The sequence below is a fragment of the Mycetocola manganoxydans genome (assembly GCF_003667545.1).
GTDB lineage: Bacteria > Actinomycetota > Actinomycetes > Actinomycetales > Microbacteriaceae > Mycetocola_A > Mycetocola_A manganoxydans.
Genome location: NZ_RCUV01000007.1, coordinates 109,953 through 127,702 on the forward strand (window position 1 = coordinate 109,953; position 17,750 = coordinate 127,702).

The following is a 17,750-nucleotide window of genomic DNA, read 5'->3' on the forward strand; positions in this document are numbered from 1 at the left end:
CGCGGCGAGGTAGCGGATGACCCGCTATCCTTGAGGCAACGACTGCGAACCGGCCATCACCGGGGAGTTTCCGGAAGAACAGCGGCACGAACCTCTGCCGCCCAGTAGAACCGGACGGGTCTGGCCCGTCACAGCCAATGAACGAGCGGCCGACACGTGCGGCAAGCGAGGTGGTACCGCGGATCTGATCCGCCCTCGCAGGTGAACATCGAGAACCTGCCGGGAGAAAAATGCCTTACCCCAAGTCATCAGACGAATCGCTCCAGACCGGGGCCGCGTTCGGCGTCACATCGTCGCCCCGTTTCCCCGACATCGAGAAGGACATCCTCGAGTTCTGGAAGACCGACGCGACCTTTGAGGCATCCGTCTCGCAGCGGGAAGGCGCCGACGAGTGGGTCTTCTACGACGGCCCTCCGTTTGCGAACGGCCTGCCGCACTACGGCCACCTCCTCACCGGCTATGCCAAGGACGTGTTCCCGCGCTACCAGAGTATGCGCGGCAAGCAGGTGCACCGCCGTTTCGGCTGGGACACCCACGGCCTTCCTGCAGAACTCGAGGCGGAGCGCCAGCTCGGCATCACAGACAAGAGCCAGATCGAAGAGATGGGCATCGCGGCGTTCAACGGCACCGCCCGGGATGCGGTCCTCAAGTACACCGAGGACTGGGAACGGTACGTGACGCGCCAGGCGCGGTGGGTGGACTTCGAGAACGACTACAAGACACTCGACATCACCTTCATGGAGAGTGTCATCTGGGCGTTCAAGCAGCTCCATGACAAGGGACTCGCGTACGAGGGTTACCGGGTGCTGCCGTACTGCTGGCGTGACCAGACCCCGCTGTCCAACCACGAACTGCGCATGGACGACGACGTTTACAAGATGCGCCAGGACCAGACCGTCACCGTGACGTTCCCGCTCGTCGGCATGAAGGCCGAGTCGCTCGGACTCACCGGCGTGCGAGCGCTCGCGTGGACGACAACGCCGTGGACCCTGCCGACCAACGCGGCCCTCGCCGTGGGTCCCGACATCGAGTACGCCGTTCTTCCCGCCGGACCGAACGGCACACCGGATGCCACGGTGCTGCGCGAAAAGGACGGCACCGGCGGAACCACCGAGGTGCTCGGGGGCGAATATCTGCTCGCCACGGCCCTCGTCGGCAACTACGCGAAGGACCTCGGTTACGAGTCCGCAGCGGATGCCGTCGCCGCGATCTCTCGCACCGTCGTCGGCTCCGAGCTGCAGGACGTCAGCTACGACCGTCTCTTCGACTACTACTCCGATGTGGAGGAGTACGGGATGCAGAACGCGTGGCGCGTCCTCGTTGCCGACTACGTCACCCTCGAAGACGGAACAGGTATCGTCCACCAGTCACCCGCATACGGTGAAGAGGACCAGAAGATCTGCGAGGCAGCGGGCATCCCGGTCATCATCTCGCTCGATGACGGCGGAAAGTTCCTGCCCGAGGTGACCGACGTCGCCGGCCAGCTGTGGTCGGACGCCAACAAGCCGCTCACCCAGTTGCTCAAGGCGGAGGGCCGGCTGCTGCGCCAGTCGAGCTACGAGCACTCGTACCCGCACTGCTGGCGCTGCCGCAACCCGCTCATCTACAAGGCGGTGTCGAGCTGGTTCATCCGCGTGCCCGAGTTCCGCGACCGCATGGTCGACCTCAACGAGCAGATCAACTGGGTTCCCGAGAACGTCAAGCACGGCCAGTTCGGCAAGTGGATCGGCAACGCCCGTGACTGGTCGATCAGCCGCAACCGGTACTGGGGATCACCCATCCCGGTCTGGAAGAGCGACAACCCGGAGTACCCGCGCATCGACGTGTACGGCTCTCTCGACGAACTCGAGCAGGACTTCGGGGTCCGTCCGACCGACCTTCACCGTCCGTTCATCGACGAGCTCACCCGCCCGAACCCGGATGACCCGACCGGGCAGTCGACGATGCGCCGTATCACCGACGTGCTCGACGTCTGGTTCGACTCCGGATCGATGCCGTTCGCCCAGGTGCACTACCCGTTCGAGAACCGCGAGTGGTTCGACTCGCACAACCCCGCCGACTTCATCGTCGAGTACATCGGCCAGACCCGTGGCTGGTTCTACACCCTCCACGTCCTGTCGACCGCTCTCTTCGACCGTCCCGCGTTCAAGAACGTCGTCAGCCACGGCATCGTTCTCGGCAGCGACGGGCAGAAGATGTCGAAGTCGCTCCGCAATTACCCCGACGTCAACGAGGTCTTCGACCGCGACGGGTCGGATGCCATGCGCTGGTTCCTGATGTCGAGTTCTGTCCTGCGCGGCGGCAACCTCGTCGTCACCGAGGAAGGCATCCGTGAGGGGGTGCGGCAGATGTTGCTCCCCCTCTGGAACACGTGGTACTTCTTCAGCCTGTACGCCAACACGGCGCGGGAGGGCGGGTACGACGCGAAGCGACGGACCGACTCGAGCGACGTGCTCGACCGGTACATCCTCGCCAAGAGCCGGGTCATGCTCACCGAGGTCACCGCGCACCTCGACAACCTCGACTCCACGCTCGCAGCGGCCACCCTGCGCGACTTCGCCGACGTCCTGACCAACTGGTACGTCCGCCGTTCGCGCGACCGGTTCTGGGTCGGCGTCTCCGACGACGGCAGCGGAACCGAGGCATTCGACACGCTGTACACCGTGCTCGAGACGCTGACGCGCGCCGCTGCACCTCTTCTCCCGCTTGTCTCCGAGCGGATCTGGAAGGACCTCACCGGAGGGCGCAGCATCCATCTCGCCGACTGGCCAGACGCGGGCGAACTGCCAGAGGACGACGTGCTCGTGACCGCGATGGACTCGATCCGCGTGATCAGCTCCACCGTCCTGTCGCTGCGCAAGCAGGCAGGCAAGCGCGTGCGCCTGCCGCTGGCGAGCCTCACCGTCGTCGCACCGGACCCGAGCATCCTCGAGCCGTTCTCCGACATCCTCCGTGACGAACTCAACGTCAAGGAGGTCCGGTTCGTGCAGTTCGCCGAATCGAGTGCCGCCGACTACGGCATCACCTCGCGACTGACCGTCAACGCCCGCGCGGCCGGGCCGCGCCTCGGCAAGACCGTGCAGACCGCGATCAAGGCGGCTCGCTCCGGTGACTGGAGTGAAGAAAACGGCATCGTCGTCGCCGGCGGCATCGCGCTCGAAGCGGGGGAGTACGACCTCGTGCTCGAGACCGCATCAGACGCGTCGTCCGATTCCGCGCTCGCACTCCTCGCCGGCGGCGGGTTCGTCCTGCTCGACACAGCGACCACTCCTGCGCTCGAAGCGGAAGGCCTCGCCCGCGACGTCGTCCGTTCGGTCCAGGACACCCGCAAGGCGGCAGGCTTCGACGTGAGCGACCGGATCGCTCTCGGACTCGTCTTCGCCGATCCAGGCGACGCGGATGCCGTCTCCTTCGTCACCGAGGTCGACATCGCCGCCGAGACGCTCGCGACCACCTCGTCCATCCACGTCCTCGACGAGGTGCCGGAGGCATCCCGAGTCGGCACACCCGCCGAATGGCTTCCGGGCCTGCTCGACGGCGACGTGGAGTTCTACCAGGAGTTCGCGGCCGGCGCTTTCGCCAACGCCGGAGCGTTCACCGTGGCCGTCCGCCGCGCTACCAGGAGCATCAATGTCTGACAGGGACGAGATCAACGACGAATTCGCTGAGCAGGGCCGTGCGGTGTATGAAGCACTGCTGGCCCGCACAGGGGAAGGTGCGCCGCAGCCGCGGCTCGAGCCGACCCGGCGCGCGCTCGACCTGCTGGGGGACCCCCAACGGGCGTATCCGATCATCCAGCTCGCCGGTACCAACGGCAAGACGAGCACCAGCAGGATGATCGAGGGGATCCTCCGCGGCTACGGACTCCGAACCGGCCTGTTCACGAGTCCGCACCTGGTCTCGTTCAACGAACGGATCGTCGTCGACGGCGAACCGATCTCGAACGAGACCCTCGTGCGCAACTGGGAGGACATCCAGCCGTACCTCAACATGGTCGACCTCGAGCTCGAGGAGGCCGGCGAGCCGACGCTCACTTTCTTCGAGGTGCTCACCGTCCTCGGTTTCGCCGTGTTCGCCGACGCGCCCGTCGACGTCGCGGTTGTCGAAGTGGGCATGGGCGGCGAGTGGGACTCCACCAATGTCGCCGACGCCGCGATCGCCGTGTTCACGCCGATCGACCTCGACCACACCAACCGGCTCGGCTCGACCATCGCCGAGATCGCCCGAACCAAATCCGGAATCATCAAACCGGCGGCAACCGTCGTGACGGCGGCGCAGCATCCGGATGCGATGGCGCAATTGAAAAACGCCGCTGAGCTCTCCGAAGCACCCATTGTCGTCCAGGACGTCGACTTCGCCCTCACGAGTGACGTCGTCGCGGTCGGCGGCCAGGTGATCAGCGTCCGGGGACGTGCCGGCGAATACACCGACCTGTACCTGCCGCTCTACGGTGACCACCAGGGGCAGAATGCGGCCCTCGCCGTCGCAACGGTGGAGACCTTCCTCGGCAACGGACTGCAGCGGCTCTCGACGGACCCGCTCACCGAGGGTCTCACCGAGGTGGAGTCGCCCGGCCGGCTGCAGCTCGTCGGCATCGAGCCGACGGTGCTCGTCGATGCCGCCCACAACCCGCACGGCGCTCGGTCGCTCGAGGCAGCGCTCGGCAAGTACTTCGACTTCCGCGAGATCGTGTTCGTGCTCGGGGTTCTCGGCGACAAGGACGCCGAGGGGATCCTCGAGGTCCTCGCGCCGCTCGCAGCGCGCATCCACCTCACCGCGTCCACGTCGACCCGCTCCGTCCCGGTCGACGAACTCACCGACCGCGCTCGCGCGAGAATCGACCCACGCCTCCTGCACAGCTTCGACAGCCTCGAGGACGCCGTCTTCGAGGCGCGGGAGTGGGCCAACGAGGGCGAGTCACGGCTCGTCGTCGTCACCGGTTCCGTGGTGCTCGCCGGCGAAGTCGTCGTGATGGCCGAAGACAACGGGTGGAAGAAATGAGGGGCGGCAACCGCGGGGTCCGCCAGTCGCTCGCCTCGATCGTCCTCGCCTTCGAACTCATCGTCGTGTTCCTCGCCGCCCTCGTTGCGTGGGGACTCAAGGTACAGCCCGGCCCTGTCGCACTCATCGGCGGCGGCGTCATCTGTCTCGCGATCGTCGCGACGCTCGCCCTGCTGCGCTACGACTGGGCGTTCGTCCTCGGCTGGGTGCTGCAAGGCGTTATCGTTGCCACGGGCATCTTCGTGCCGGCGATGTGGATCGTCGGACTCGTCTTCGCGGGCATGTGGGTGTACAGCATGGTCGTCGGCGGTCGCATCGATCGCCAGAAATCTGCCGCACAGGGAATGGAAAGTTAGAACATGGTTGAAGAAACACTCGTCCTGATTAAGCCCGATGGCGTCGCACGCAGCCTGACCGGGGAGATTCTCCGCCGGATCGAGGCCAAGGGATACTCGCTCGTCGACATCCGCATGGTCCAGCCCGAGCGTGACATCCTCGCCGCGCACTACGCAGAGCACGAGGGCAAGCCGTTCTACGAGCCCCTCGTCGAGTTCATGCTCTCCGGCCCGATCGTCGCCATCCGCGTCGCCGGTGACCGCGTGATCGAGGGATTCCGGATGCTGTCAGGCACCACGGACCCGACCCTCGCCGCTCCCGGCACGATCCGCGGCGACTTCGGTCGCGACTGGGGCCTCAAGGTTCAGCAGAACCTCGTTCACGGCTCAGACAGCCCCGAGTCCGCAGCGCGCGAACTCGCGCTCTGGTTCGCGTAACCCGTCTCGTTTCGCGCGCGGCGGCATCCTGGGTCTCTCGGGGTGCCGCCGTTTTCGCGTTCGTTCGCGGGCTCGCGCGTTTCAAGGGACGCAAACCGTTGTTCTCCGCCCGAATGGGAGCAGTTTGCGTCCCTCGAACGGATGGTCAGAGCGTCGCGAGCACGTCGAGCCGCAACTGGGCGAGCACAGCGATGACCACGTAGCAGCCGAACGTCAGCACGACGATCCAGCCGGACAGAACGCGAGCGGCCGAACGGATGCTCCGCGGCACCGGCAGGATCCCGTTGGCCAGGTTCCTGAGGGTGACCGCCCAGAACAGGGGAATCGTCACAGCCCACGTCACCATGCACCACGGACACAGCGTTCCGAGCACGAAGATGCTCTGCGAGATGAGCCAGAGCACGAACGCGAAGGCTGCGGTCACGCCGAGCTGGAACAGCAGCAGGAACCACCGGTCGAAGCGTGCGCCGGCGAGCAGCGCTCCTCCGACCATGATCGGCGCGACCCACCCGGCAAGACCGAGCACCGGATTCGGGAACCCGAACGCAGCCCCCTGCCAGGAGGAGAGGTTTGCTGCGCACTGGACCAGCACGCTGTAGTCGCACGAGAGTGCCACGCCGGGGGACTCGAGGGAGACGAACTTCTCGACGGTCAGCGCGAAAGCGGCGATCCAGCCGATCGTCCCTGCGACGAGGAGGAAGACTGCGAAGCCGACCGGACGGCTGGAGATTTCGGGCTGGCTCACTCCTCGGATTATGCCACGCGGTTACGGATCACCCGGGTCGAGCGCACGGGGAGAGGCCGGTCCGTGCGATAATGACAGGACGAGGACAGGGCCGCGCCCTGGACCCGTACAACGAAAGGCTTATCGGGTCAGCGGTCGTAACGAAACGACCAGGATCCGGTGTTCGACGGAAAGAGTTTCGTCGGTCACAACGACCGACAGAGAAGGTGTGGGGCTAGAGCCAGAGGGCCGGCACCACGCAGACAGAATTTGCGGGGGGAACGCGCAAGCGGCCCACCGCTCGATATTTCCCGTAAGGGCGGCGCGGTTCGCCCCGCCGGATGAGGAGTCCACCAGTAATGGTGAATAAAAATTCAGACAGCAACCCCGACCAGCCGACCGACGCTCACGCGGAGGAGGCAACGGCACTGAACGACGGCGCCCAGCCGACCGAGCAGCAGGACGAGACGACCGAGTCGTCGACGAGCGCGGAAAGCACGACAGCGGATGCCACGGCACCGACCGTGCCGGCGGCTCCCGTTTTCACCGGAGCACCGACGACCGCCCTGTTCTTCCAGGCGCCCGACGTCAAACCGTTGCCGCCGCGGCCGAACGACGACTTCGACGATGATGACGACGACGAGGACGAGCAGTCCACCGTCCGACGTCGCGCACGTCGCCGCTCGAATGACGACAGGCGTGGAGGGCAGAACGACCCGGCCAACACCGTCGTCAAGGTCCGCCAGCCCCGCGAACCGCGCGAGGTCGAGCAGATCACCGAGCCTCAGCGCATCAAGGGTTCCACCCGCCTCGAGGCGAAGAAACAGCGCCGTCGTGACGGTCGTGATGCCGGCCGCCGTCGTCCCGTCGTCACGGAAGCCGAGTTCCTCGCCCGTCGTGAGTCCGTCGACCGCAAGATGGTCGTCCGCTCGAAGAACGGCCGCATCCAGATCGGTGTCCTCGAGGACGGCGTCCTCGTCGAGCACTACGTCGCGCGCAACCAGGAAGCGTCGCTCATCGGCAACGTCTACCTCGGCCGGGTGCAGAACGTGCTGCCGAGCATGGAAGCCGCGTTCGTCGACATCGGCCGTGGCCGCAACGCCGTTCTCTACTCCGGTGAGGTCGACTGGGATGCCGCTGAAACGGGTAACCAGCCCCGCCGGATCGAACTGGCACTGAAGCCGGGCGACCGCGTTCTCGTCCAGGTCACCAAGGACCCGATCGGTCACAAGGGGGCACGGCTCACGAGCCAGGTTTCGCTTCCCGGTCGTTACCTCGTCTACGTTCCCAACGGATCGATGAACGGTATCTCCCGCAAGCTTCCGGACACCGAGCGCGCCCGTCTGAAGAAGATCCTCAAAGAGGTCCTCCCCGACAACGTCGGCGTCATCGTGCGCACGGCCGCCGAGGGCGCAACCGAAGAGCAGCTCACGCTCGACGTGAACCGCCTCATTAGCCAGTGGGCAGAGATCTCCCGTCAGGTCGAGAGCGTCCAGGCGCCGGCGCTGCTGCACTCGGAGCCCGACCTGCTCATCAAGATCGTCCGGGATGTCTTCAACGAGGACTTCCAGAAGATGCTCATCGCCGGCGACGACGCCCAGGAAGTCATCGAAAGCTACCTCCGCGGGGTTGCCCCGGATCTCCTCGAGCGCGTCGAGCGTTACGAGGGAACCAAGGATGCCTTCGACGAGTACCGGATCACGGAGCAGATCGAGAAGGCGCTCGACCGCAAGGTCTGGCTCCCGTCCGGTGGCTCGCTCGTGATCGACCGTACCGAGGCCATGACCGTCGTCGACGTCAACACCGGCAAGTTCGTCGGCTCGGGTGGAAACCTCGAAGAGACCGTCACCAAGAACAACCTCGAATCCGCCGAGGAGATCGTTCGCCAGCTCCGGCTGCGTGACATCGGCGGCATCATCGTCGTCGACTTCATCGACATGGTCCTCGAGTCTAACCGCGACCTCGTGCTCCGCCGTCTGATCGAGTGCCTCAGCCGCGACCGGACCAAGCACCAGGTCGCCGAGGTCACATCACTCGGACTTGTCCAGATGACCCGCAAGAAGCTGGGTCTCGGCCTGCTCGAGTCGTTCAGCGAGCCGTGTGATGTCTGTGCCGGGCGCGGCGTGGTCGTGCACCACGACCCGATCGTCAAGCACCGCCAGAGCCCGCAGCCGGAGACCAAGCGTCGTGGCAAGGGATCGAACGGCAGCGACCGCAGTTCCGGTGGAAACGGGAACGGCAACGGAAGCGGCAACGCCAGCTCCGCACCGAAGGCGTCAACGCACGCCATCACCGACGACGCCAAGAATGCCCTCGCGAAGATCGCGGCATCCACGATTGCTCACCACACCGATGAGGAAGCCCCGGTCGAAGCGCCGGTGGCCGAGTCTTCGGAGCGGCGGAACGAACCCCGCGGCGAGCAGAACGAGTCGCGGAACGACCGGAACGACCAGCGCGGTGACCGCAACGAATCGCGTGGCAACCGCAACGAGTCGCGCAGCGAGCGGAACGAGCGTCGGAACGGCCGCGGGCGTGGGCAGAAGCAGCCGCAGCAGGACGCCGAGCAGGCCCCGGCCGCAGAACGTGTCGCGGCAGCACCGGCGCAGACGTCGGCCGAGGCACCGTCTCTTGCCATCCTCGACATTCCGATCGAGCCCGCTCGTCAGCCCCAGCGGGTCGACGCTCGCGCCGCGGAGGACCTGCTCGGCTCCGTGCTCGACGCGCTGCCGGAACCGAAGGAACCCGGAAAAGGCCGTGCCCGTCGCCGCCGAGTGACGACCGCCGCTCTCACCGGCACCCCGGTCGCGCACGACGCCGATCCAGCGACGGCGCAGGGGGAGTAGCAGAACTAGGAACGGCGACTGTCCCCGGGGGGCAGTCGCCGTTCTGCACGTTCACGTGCAGTGATCCTCAACCCGCTGCCGATCAGCCGGCGCACGAGCTCGTGTCCGTCGACGGGCACAGCCCCGGTGGCAACCAGGCTGTCGTAGCGCGACGCGGGGACGTCGTAATGGTCAAGGTCGAAGCTGCGCCGCGGGACGTCGTTTCCGGCAGCGAAATCGTGGAGTTCGTCGAGGGACACATCACTGATCAGGTGGCTCCAGAGCGTGTCGTGGGCAGGCCAGCGCGGAGGATCGATAAGGATGGCCATGGGAGAATTCTAGGAAGCCGCGACACGGCATCCGTTGCATTTGTGGGATTGGGTGCGATGAAGTAAAGTTTCCTGTTGGTGCACGTTGGCTTATCACCCCGTTTGCCCATGGTTTTCTGTCAGCTTGACCTCCCTTCCCGCTGGGGTCTACCGCACAGTGAATTTTCCTTTGACAGATTGAGCTCGGAGCGAATGAGCTCCCCAGAGAAGTAGGTACGAGAAGTGGTTTACGCAGTAGTGCGCGCCGGTGGTCGGCAGGAAAAGGTAGAGGTCGGCACCATCGTGACGATGGACCGGGTCAAGAACATCAAGAACGGCAAGGTCGAACTGGCCGCTGTTCTGCTCGTCGACGGTGACAACATCACCACCGACCAGGACGCTCTCGCCAAGGTCAAGGTCACCGCTGAGTTCCTCGAGAACCTCCGCGGCCCCAAGATCCACATCCAGAAGTTCAAGAACAAGACCGGTTACAAGAAGCGTCAGGGGCACCGTCAGGAGCTCACGCGCGTCAAGATCACCGGCATCAAGTAGAGCCTGAGGGAGAACAGACATGGCACACAAAAAGGGCGCGAGTTCCACTCGCAACGGTCGTGACTCGAACGCACAGCGCCTCGGCGTGAAGCGCTTCGGTGGTCAGGTCGTCTCGGCTGGCGAGATCATCGTCCGCCAGCGCGGCACCCACTTCCACCCCGGCGTCAACGTCGGACGCGGTGGAGATGACACCCTCTTCGCTCTCTCGGCCGGTTCGGTCGAGTTCGGCGCCAAGGGCGGCCGCAAGGTCATCAACATTGTGACGGCAGCCGCCGAATAGGCATCCGTTGGTTTCAACTCAGGGGCGAGCTTCGGCTCGTCCCTGAGTCGTTTATCCAGCGATTTTCGTGAAGTACAAGGTAATTGGAGGGCTCTCGTGGCCACATTCGTCGATCAGGTGACATTGCACCTGCGTGCTGGAAACGGCGGTAACGGATGTGTTTCGGTGCGCCGCGAGAAGTTCAAGCCGCTCGCTGGACCCGATGGTGGAAACGGCGGCAACGGTGGCGACATCGTCCTCGTCTCCGACGCGCAAGTCACCACGCTCCTCAACTACCACCGCTCTCCGCACCGCAGCTCGCAAAACGGTGGCCCGGGAATGGGTGACCACCGCAGTGGAACCACCGGTGAAGAACTCGAACTTCCTGTACCCGTCGGCACCGTCGTCAAGGACACGGACGGTACCGAGCTGATCGACTTCAACGAACCCGGCATGCGCTTCGTCGTGGCCCAGGGCGGCCAGGGCGGACTGGGCAACGCTGCCCTGTCCAGCACCAAGCGCAAGGCTCCCGGATTCGCTCTGCTCGGAACGCTCGGCTGGGAAGGGTCCGTCACCCTCGAGCTCAAGGTCGTCGCAGACGTCGCCCTCGTCGGGTATCCGTCGGCGGGCAAGTCGAGCCTCATCGCCGCGATGTCCGCAGCGAAACCGAAGATCGCGGACTACCCGTTCACCACGCTGCACCCGAACCTCGGTGTCGTTCAGGCTGGCGACAACCGGTACACGGTCGCTGACGTGCCAGGACTCATCGAGGGTGCCAGCGAGGGCAAGGGGCTCGGCCTCGAGTTCCTCCGCCACGTCGAGCGCTGCTCCGCGCTCGTGCATGTTCTCGACTGCGCAACGCTTGAGCCCGGTCGTGACCCGCTGAGCGACCTCGACATCATCCTGGGCGAGCTCGGGGCGTACCCCGTTCCCGAAGGACAGCTGCCGCTGCTCGAGCGCCCGCAGTTCATCGCGCTCAACAAGATCGATGTGCCGGAGGCCCGCGACCTCGCCGACATGGTGAAGCCCGAGCTCGAAGCACGCGGCTACCGCGTGTTCGAGATCTCCACGGTGAGCCACGAAGGCCTGCGCCAGCTTTCCTACGCCCTGGGTGACCTCGTCGCCACCGAGCGCGAGGCTCGCCGGGTCGAAGCAGCGGAGAAGCCACGCATCGTCATCCGCCCGAGGCCCGTCGACGAATCCAAGTTCACCGTTACCGTAGAAGGCGGCAGCTTCGGAAACATCTACCGGGTCATGGGCGCCAAGCCCGAGCGATGGGTTCAGCAGACCGACTTCACCAACGAAGAGGCCATCGGCTTCCTGGCCGACCGGCTTGCCAAGCTCGGCGTCGAAGACGGACTGTTCAAGGCGGGCGCCGTCGGAGGGTCCACGGTCATCATCGGTCGCGACAACGGCGTTGTCTTCGACTGGGAGCCGACGCTCACCTCGTCGGCCGAGCTCATCACCACTCCGCGTGGTCTTGACGCCCGGCTCGACGCCAACAACCGGCCGACCCGTAACCAGCGCCGTGAAGAGTACTTCGAGCGCATGGACGCGAAGACCGAAGCCCGTGCCGAACTTGTGCGTGAGCGCGAGGCCGGGATGTGGCGGGACCAGTACGAGGCTGACGAGCAGGCTGCTGCAGCAGGCGCGGACGAGGACAAGTAAGCGATGGCGATCTCCGGCCGTGACGGCATCCGTTCTGCACGTCGTGTGGTCGTCAAGGTCGGTTCATCGTCGATCAGCGGCAAAAACGCCGGACAGATTGCGCACCTCGTCGACGCTCTCGCCGAGGCGCATGGTCGCGGCACCGAGATCATCCTCGTGTCGAGCGGGGCGATCGCCATCGGGATGCCGTTCCTCGAGTTGACGTCACGGCCGACGGACCTCGCGACGCAGCAGGCTGCCGCCGCCGTCGGGCAGAACGTCCTGATTTATCGCTACCAGGACAGCCTCGACCGCTACGACATCGTCGCCGGCCAGGTTCTCCTGACAGCGAGCGATCTGGAGATCCCATCGCACCGCAGCAATGCACAGCGCGCGATGGAACGCCTGCTTGCCCTGCGGATCCTTCCCATCGTCAACGAGAACGACACGGTGGCGACCCACGAAATTCGATTCGGAGACAACGACCGGCTCGCCGCTCTTGTTTCGATCCTCGTCGATGCGGATGCGCTCGTTCTGCTCAGCGACGTCGAAGCCCTCTACACGCGTCCGCCGTCCGAGCCCGGTGCTGAACCGATATCGACCGTGCCTGCCGGCGACCCACTCACCGGCGTCACCTTCGGAGACATCGGTGCTGCCGGTGTCGGTACCGGGGGAGCGGCGACCAAAGTGTCGGCGGCCCGCCTTGCCGCCGATGCCGGAGCCGGCGTGCTCGTCACGTCGACCAGCCGGGTGAAGGAAGCACTGGGCGGTGCCAACATCGGAACCTGGTTCGAACCCACGCCGCGGGGCTGACGGCGAGGCGGAGCCTGCGACCGGCTAAAATCGGGGCATGACCACAACAAGCCCGACAGTTGACGTGCCCGCGAATGATGCCGTTTCGGGCGACAGCGTGACCGCCCGGCTCGAGCGGGCCCGCGTGGCATCCCGTGCTCTCGCCACGGCGAACGGGGATGTGAAGAACGCGGCCCTCGAGGCACTTGCCGTCGGTGTCGTCGCCGCCTCCGAACGGGTGCTCGCGGCGAACACCACCGACCTCGAAAACGGCCGTACGGCCGGCCTCGCTGACGGGCTGCTCGACCGCCTCCGACTGGACGACAGCCGGATCGCCGGCCTCGCCTCCGCAGTACGTGAGATCGCCGCGCTGACCGACCCGATCGGCCAGACCCTGCGCGGATCGAAGTTGCCGAACGGTGTCAAGATCGACCAGGTCCGGGTCCCCTTCGGCGTCGTCGGTGCCATCTACGAGGCACGCCCCAACGTCACGATCGACATCGCCGCCCTCGCGCTCAAGAGCGGTAACGCCGTCGCCCTGCGTGGAGGCACAGCGGCCGAGAACACCAACCGGGTTCTGATCGCCGTGATCCGGGATGCCCTCACGTCGGTCGGGCTCCCCGCCGACGCCGTGCAGACTGTCGACGACTTCGGCCGGGCAGGGGCGACGGAGCTGATGCAGGCGCGCGGCCTGGTCGACGTGCTCGTGCCGCGGGGGAGTGCCTCACTCATTCAGGCCGTCGTCACTGAATCGCGCGTACCCGTGATCGAGACCGGCGCCGGCGTCGTGCACATCTACCTCGACGAGACCGCACGCACCGACTGGGCGACCGAGATCGTGCACAACGCCAAGGTGCAGCGGCCCAGTGTCTGCAACGCGGTCGAGACGGTCCTCGTGCATCGCGCTGCCGCAGAACGGCTGTTGCCGTCCGTGCTGTCGCGCCTCGCGGCATCCGGTGTCACCATCCACGCCGACGAGGCCGTCGCGGGGTTGTACCCCGACGTCGTCGCCGCGACCGAAGACGACTGGGCGACGGAGTACATGAGCCTCGACATCGCCGTGCGCGTCGTCGACGGCCTCGATGACGCGCTCGACCACATTCGCCGGTATTCCACCGGCCACACCGAGTCGATCGTCACCGAGGACGTAGCCGCCTCCGAGCGGTTCCTCGCCGAAGTGGACTCTGCCGTCGTCATGGTGAATGCGTCCACGCGATTCACCGACGGTGGAGAGTTCGGGTTCGGCGCCGAGGTCGGCATCTCGACCCAGAAGCTTCACGCACGAGGCCCAATGGGGGTCTCAGAACTTACCAGTACGAAGTGGATCGTGCGAGGTACCGGGCAGGTGCGGGGTTAGTCGGTAGACTGGTTCAGGCGCTCCCGCGCGCAGAGTATCGAATGGAGTAAAGATGTCGATTGCGACAACCCTGCTGGCCGAAGCAGTTCACCACACCGAATTGCCGATGCCCAGCTTCATGTATGGAGTGGTCGCGCTCATCGTCTTCCTTTTTCTCGGAGTCGCAACGTTCAGCTATCGTGACGTCGCCAACCGTCACGCCGGTCGCGCCGGTGCCCGTGCGCGCACCGGCTCAGGCCAGGAGACCGGCCACTAGCCGCGGATGGCAGTCCTGCCGCGCGCGCCACGCGTTGGAGTGATGGGCGGCACGTTCGACCCCATCCACCACGGCCACCTGGTGGCGGCGAGTGAAGTCGCGCAATCCTTCGATCTCGACGAGGTCATCTTCGTGCCCACGGGGCAGCCCTGGCACAAAGAGGTTGTGACTCCTGCTGAGCATCGTTACCTGATGACGGTCATCGCGACGGCGTCTAACCCCCGCTTCATGGTGAGCCGGGTGGACGTTGACCGCAAAGGCACGACGTACACGATCGACACCCTCCGTGATATCGCCAAAGAGCGACCGGATGCCGAACTGTTCTTCATCTCGGGGGCTGATGCGATCGCTCAGATCCTGAGCTGGAAGGACGTCGACGAGCTGTGGTCGCTCGCGCACTTCGTCGCTGTGAGTCGACCGGGACACGCACTCAACATTTCGGGATTGCCGCAGCAGGACGTAAGCTTGTTGGAAGTTCCGGCTTTGGCGATTTCGTCAACTGACTGTCGGAGCCGGGTGAGCCGGGGATTCCCGGTCTGGTATTTGGTTCCCGACGGTGTCGTTCAGTACATCACCAAACACCACTTGTATCGGAGTAATGCATGACCCCGCTGCCCGACGAGCAACCGCTCTCTCGTCGCCAGCTGCGTGAGCAGCAGCGAACGACCGAGTCCAGTGATTCCATCCCGACGCCTCCACGCCGGGTCTCGACGACGTCCCCGGTTCCCGGGGGAGACGTTCCCGAGGTCGAAGCAGCACCCGAACCACCCGCACTGTCGACCGATCAGGTCGCCGTGCTCGAAGAAGCACAGGCGCAGGGCCGCCCACTCACCCGTCGGCAGGCACGTGACCTGGAACGGGTGCGGACGTCGTCGATGTCCACCATCCCCGCCACGGATTCACAGCCACAAAAATGGAAGACGGATGCCGCTCCCCGGGCGGACGCGACAGCATTCGTTGACGAGACACCGACGGTAACGCCGGAAACGTCCAGCGCTGACGAGGAAGCGCCGCTCACCACCAAGCAGTCGAAGGCCGAGAAGAAAAACGCCAAACGGAACGTTGCACAGGCCAATCGGGCTCCGTCGTTCGTGCCTTCAGCCGCGGTCGTCGCTCCCGAAGCGGACGTTGTCGACGCCGAGATCGTGCCCGCAGCAACCGACGATGAGCCGTCTCCGGCGGTCGACCTCGGGGACAACCTCCCCGAGCCGCCGGTGGAATCCGCGTTCGGACCTGCGGCAACCGCGCAGATGACGGATGAGGACCTGGAGACCGAGCCGAAGCTGTCCAGCAGCTTCGGGGCATCCGTTCTCTCTGACGACGACTCGACCGCGGCGGCGCTCGCTCAGCCGTTCGACCAGATCATCGCGCGCGGGCTGGAAGAAGCGGGCAACGGTGTGAGCACGAGCTCGATCGTCCTGCCGTCGATGCCCAACGGTCAGCCGCTCACCGGCCCCCTATCAGCCAATGGGAATGTCGTGATCACCGGGTCTATCGACCTTCCCGCCGGAATCGGCTCGTCCGGCGGAAATTCCGACCACTTCGACAAGTCAGACATCGATGCGATGTTCGATGCCGAGGACGACGCGCGCCCCGCAACAGCCGGAACTCCGGTGTCTGCGAGCAAGGCCGTGTCGACCCACACGGCGACCCGCGATGTCATCAACCCGCCGGCGCCCGCCCGCAGCAACAGGCTGCTTCTTATTCTGGCCATCACCGCGGGCGTCCTCGCCGTCGCTGTGTTGTCGGTCATCGTCGTCGGTATCGCGACCGGCGCTTTCCAGTCGCGATAATTCCCCGAAAGGTACACCAGCAGTGACAGCACGAGAATCCACCATCGCGCACCTCGAGATCGCCGCAGCCGCGGCGAACGACAAAGGTGCCGAAGACCTGGTTGCACTCGACGTCTCCGGGCCGCTCCCGTTCGTCGACATCTTCCTCATCGCCACGGGACGCAGCGAGCGCAACGTCGTCGCCGTCGCCAGTGAGATCGAAGACAAGCTCAACGAATCCGGTGTCAAGACGCTTCGCCGCGAGGGCCGCTCAGAAGGGCGCTGGATTCTCCTCGACTTCGGCGACCTGGTCGTGCACGTCTTTCACGAGGAAGAGCGACTGTACTACTCGCTCGAGCGCCTCTGGAAGGACTGCCCGGTCGTTCCAATCTCTGTCGCCACACCGGCGCAAGCGGAGTAGATTCGCGAGTCGGCGCTCGATTTCGACCAGCGCCGATTCTGTAGTAATCTAAACAGGTTGCTCCGAGAGATCAGAGCAACCGAATGGGTCTGTGGCGCAGCTGGTAGCGCACCTGCATGGCATGCAGGGGGTCAGGGGTTCGAATCCCCTCAGATCCACCAAAACCCCTGATGAACGTAATGTTCTCAGGGGTTCTTTTCGTTGAGCGGGCCGTGTTCTTTCGTTCCGTCATCCGATCTGTTGTCCGAACTGACGGGCGCTGGCTGCGGCCCCACGCATGTTGTTTTCGCCGAGGGAGGCCTCGGCGAAAACAACATCGCACTCAGCGAGAACGTTTCCGTGAAACGCTAGATACAGCCCTCGTACCGCTGCCAGCTTCCGTCGCACGATCAGGACTCCGACTACGTTGTAGTCATGAACTGGAATCTTGAGACCTGGGGCGACGACCTAACGGTTCGTCTGCGCAACGCCCTTGCGTCGAATTTTCAACTCCTCACCGCCGATCTCGACCCGGCGGATGTCGTTGGTGTCGGCGCATACACGGACGCGGATGCAACGAATGTCGTGGCAGCTGTGCACACCCGCGACCACTATCGAGCAGCGCTCGAGCGTCGACCGCAGTATGCCAACTACTTCCTCTGGTCGATCGGCGAGTGGGATCTACGCTTTTTCGAGCACCTTGACGAGGACGCACTTCAGTCCGTCAATTCCGAATTATTGACCAGGAGCCGAGATGCCTCAATCGCTCCCGCCCGCGATGTGTATCGAACGACGGTCTGGAACGCGGTCGTGAGGGCCCTCTCCGAGGTCGTGGACAACGATCTGGACGCCTACTTTGCGGGCGCGGTCCGTGCGTTCGAACCCATCGACGCGGACGTGGCCGAGGCCGAAATTCGCGGCTGGACTGCGCAACTCAATGGGCCCGAACTCATGGTCAAGTACGACGCCTGGGTGGCGAACCCATCGAGCTAGCTCGATGCGGTGGCAACTGATTCGGCGCCTATGGCGTCCACGGCTTGCTCCCACCACATCGAAGGCGGCTATCGAGCCAAAGCGCGAAGCACCA

Annotated in this window: 17 protein-coding genes and 1 tRNA gene; 16 read left to right on the forward strand and 2 right to left on the reverse strand. The window is 65.1% G+C overall.

All coding sequences use genetic code 11. The features are described 5' to 3' along the window. Positions 1–230 precede the first annotated feature (230 nt). From ileS to ndk, 4 genes are read left to right on the forward strand one after another with little or no spacing between them, the layout of a single operon-like run. Complete coding sequence (ileS, locus tag D9V29_RS07455) at positions 231–3,638, forward strand: isoleucine--tRNA ligase (RefSeq protein ID WP_121672704.1); 3,408 nt, start codon at positions 231–233, stop codon at positions 3,636–3,638. Beyond that, positions 3,631–5,001 carry a bifunctional folylpolyglutamate synthase/dihydrofolate synthase gene (locus D9V29_RS07460; protein WP_121672705.1) on the forward strand — a complete coding sequence of 457 codons (1,371 nt, stop codon included), beginning with the start codon at positions 3,631–3,633 and terminating at the stop codon, positions 4,999–5,001. The genes ileS and D9V29_RS07460 overlap by 8 nt, the downstream gene beginning before the upstream one ends. Next, complete coding sequence (locus D9V29_RS07465) at positions 4,998–5,357, forward strand: DUF4233 domain-containing protein (protein ID WP_121672706.1); 360 nt, start codon at positions 4,998–5,000, stop codon at positions 5,355–5,357. Before D9V29_RS07460 ends, D9V29_RS07465 begins: the two co-directional genes overlap by 4 nt. A 3-nt stretch (positions 5,358–5,360) precedes the next feature. Further along, positions 5,361–5,774, forward strand: a complete 414-nt coding sequence (gene ndk, locus D9V29_RS07470; protein ID WP_121672707.1) for a nucleoside-diphosphate kinase — start codon at positions 5,361–5,363, stop codon at positions 5,772–5,774. A 145-nt stretch (positions 5,775–5,919) separates the two neighbouring features. On the opposite strand, the gene D9V29_RS07475 is transcribed toward ndk, so the two are convergent. Continuing rightward, entirely contained in the window at positions 5,920–6,519 is a 600-nt protein-coding gene (locus D9V29_RS07475) for a vitamin K epoxide reductase family protein (protein ID WP_121672708.1), read from the reverse strand. 338 nt (positions 6,520–6,857) lie between these two features. Here D9V29_RS07475 and D9V29_RS07480 point away from each other — a divergent pair, with 338 nt between their 5' ends. After that, on the forward strand, positions 6,858–9,341 hold the full coding sequence (locus tag D9V29_RS07480; protein WP_308428550.1) for an Rne/Rng family ribonuclease: 2,484 nt from the start codon (positions 6,858–6,860) through the stop codon (positions 9,339–9,341). Between the two features lie 5 nt (positions 9,342–9,346). On the opposite strand, the gene D9V29_RS07485 is transcribed toward D9V29_RS07480, so the two are convergent. Then, complete coding sequence (locus D9V29_RS07485; RefSeq protein WP_121672710.1) at positions 9,347–9,649, reverse strand: DUF4031 domain-containing protein; 303 nt, start codon at positions 9,647–9,649, stop codon at positions 9,347–9,349. A gap of 222 nt (positions 9,650–9,871) precedes the next feature. Here D9V29_RS07485 and rplU point away from each other — a divergent pair, with 222 nt between their 5' ends. The 11 genes from rplU to D9V29_RS07535 all read left to right on the forward strand — a co-directional run bounded on the left by rplU (position 9,872) and on the right by D9V29_RS07535 (position 17,656). Beyond that, positions 9,872–10,180: a 50S ribosomal protein L21 gene (gene rplU / locus D9V29_RS07490; protein WP_121672711.1), complete on the forward strand. Its 309-nt coding sequence runs from the start codon at positions 9,872–9,874 to the stop codon at positions 10,178–10,180. Positions 10,181–10,199: 19 nt separating this feature from the next. Beyond that, entirely contained in the window at positions 10,200–10,460 is a 261-nt protein-coding gene (rpmA, locus tag D9V29_RS07495; RefSeq protein ID WP_121672712.1) for a 50S ribosomal protein L27, read from the forward strand. A gap of 96 nt (positions 10,461–10,556) precedes the next feature. Further along, positions 10,557–12,107, forward strand: coding sequence for a GTPase ObgE (gene obgE, locus D9V29_RS07500; RefSeq protein ID WP_121672713.1), 1,551 nt, complete (start codon positions 10,557–10,559; stop codon positions 12,105–12,107). Between the two features lie 3 nt (positions 12,108–12,110). Beyond that, entirely contained in the window at positions 12,111–12,899 is a 789-nt protein-coding gene (gene proB / locus D9V29_RS07505) for a glutamate 5-kinase (protein WP_121672714.1), read from the forward strand. Positions 12,900–12,936: 37 nt separating this feature from the next. Beyond that, positions 12,937–14,235 (forward strand): glutamate-5-semialdehyde dehydrogenase, encoded by a 1,299-nt coding sequence (locus D9V29_RS07510; protein WP_121672715.1) that lies wholly within the window; start codon positions 12,937–12,939, stop codon positions 14,233–14,235. A gap of 52 nt (positions 14,236–14,287) precedes the next feature. Beyond that, the gene (locus D9V29_RS07515) at positions 14,288–14,491 is read left to right on the forward strand and encodes a hypothetical protein (protein WP_121672716.1); all 204 of its coding nucleotides are present in this window, start codon (positions 14,288–14,290) and stop codon (positions 14,489–14,491) included. 6 nt (positions 14,492–14,497) lie between these two features. Continuing rightward, complete coding sequence (nadD, locus tag D9V29_RS07520) at positions 14,498–15,097, forward strand: nicotinate-nucleotide adenylyltransferase (protein WP_121672717.1); 600 nt, start codon at positions 14,498–14,500, stop codon at positions 15,095–15,097. Then, positions 15,094–16,284, forward strand: a complete 1,191-nt coding sequence (locus D9V29_RS15110) for a hypothetical protein (protein ID WP_229790336.1) — start codon at positions 15,094–15,096, stop codon at positions 16,282–16,284. Before nadD ends, D9V29_RS15110 begins: the two co-directional genes overlap by 4 nt. A 22-nt stretch (positions 16,285–16,306) precedes the next feature. Further along, complete coding sequence (gene rsfS / locus D9V29_RS07525; RefSeq protein WP_229790337.1) at positions 16,307–16,684, forward strand: ribosome silencing factor; 378 nt, start codon at positions 16,307–16,309, stop codon at positions 16,682–16,684. Between the two features lie 85 nt (positions 16,685–16,769). After that, positions 16,770–16,845: transfer RNA gene (locus tag D9V29_RS07530), tRNA-Ala, on the forward strand. Between the two features lie 253 nt (positions 16,846–17,098). Further along, the gene (locus D9V29_RS07535) at positions 17,099–17,656 is read left to right on the forward strand and encodes a DUF4303 domain-containing protein (RefSeq protein WP_121672719.1); all 558 of its coding nucleotides are present in this window, start codon (positions 17,099–17,101) and stop codon (positions 17,654–17,656) included. Positions 17,657–17,750 lie beyond the last annotated feature (94 nt).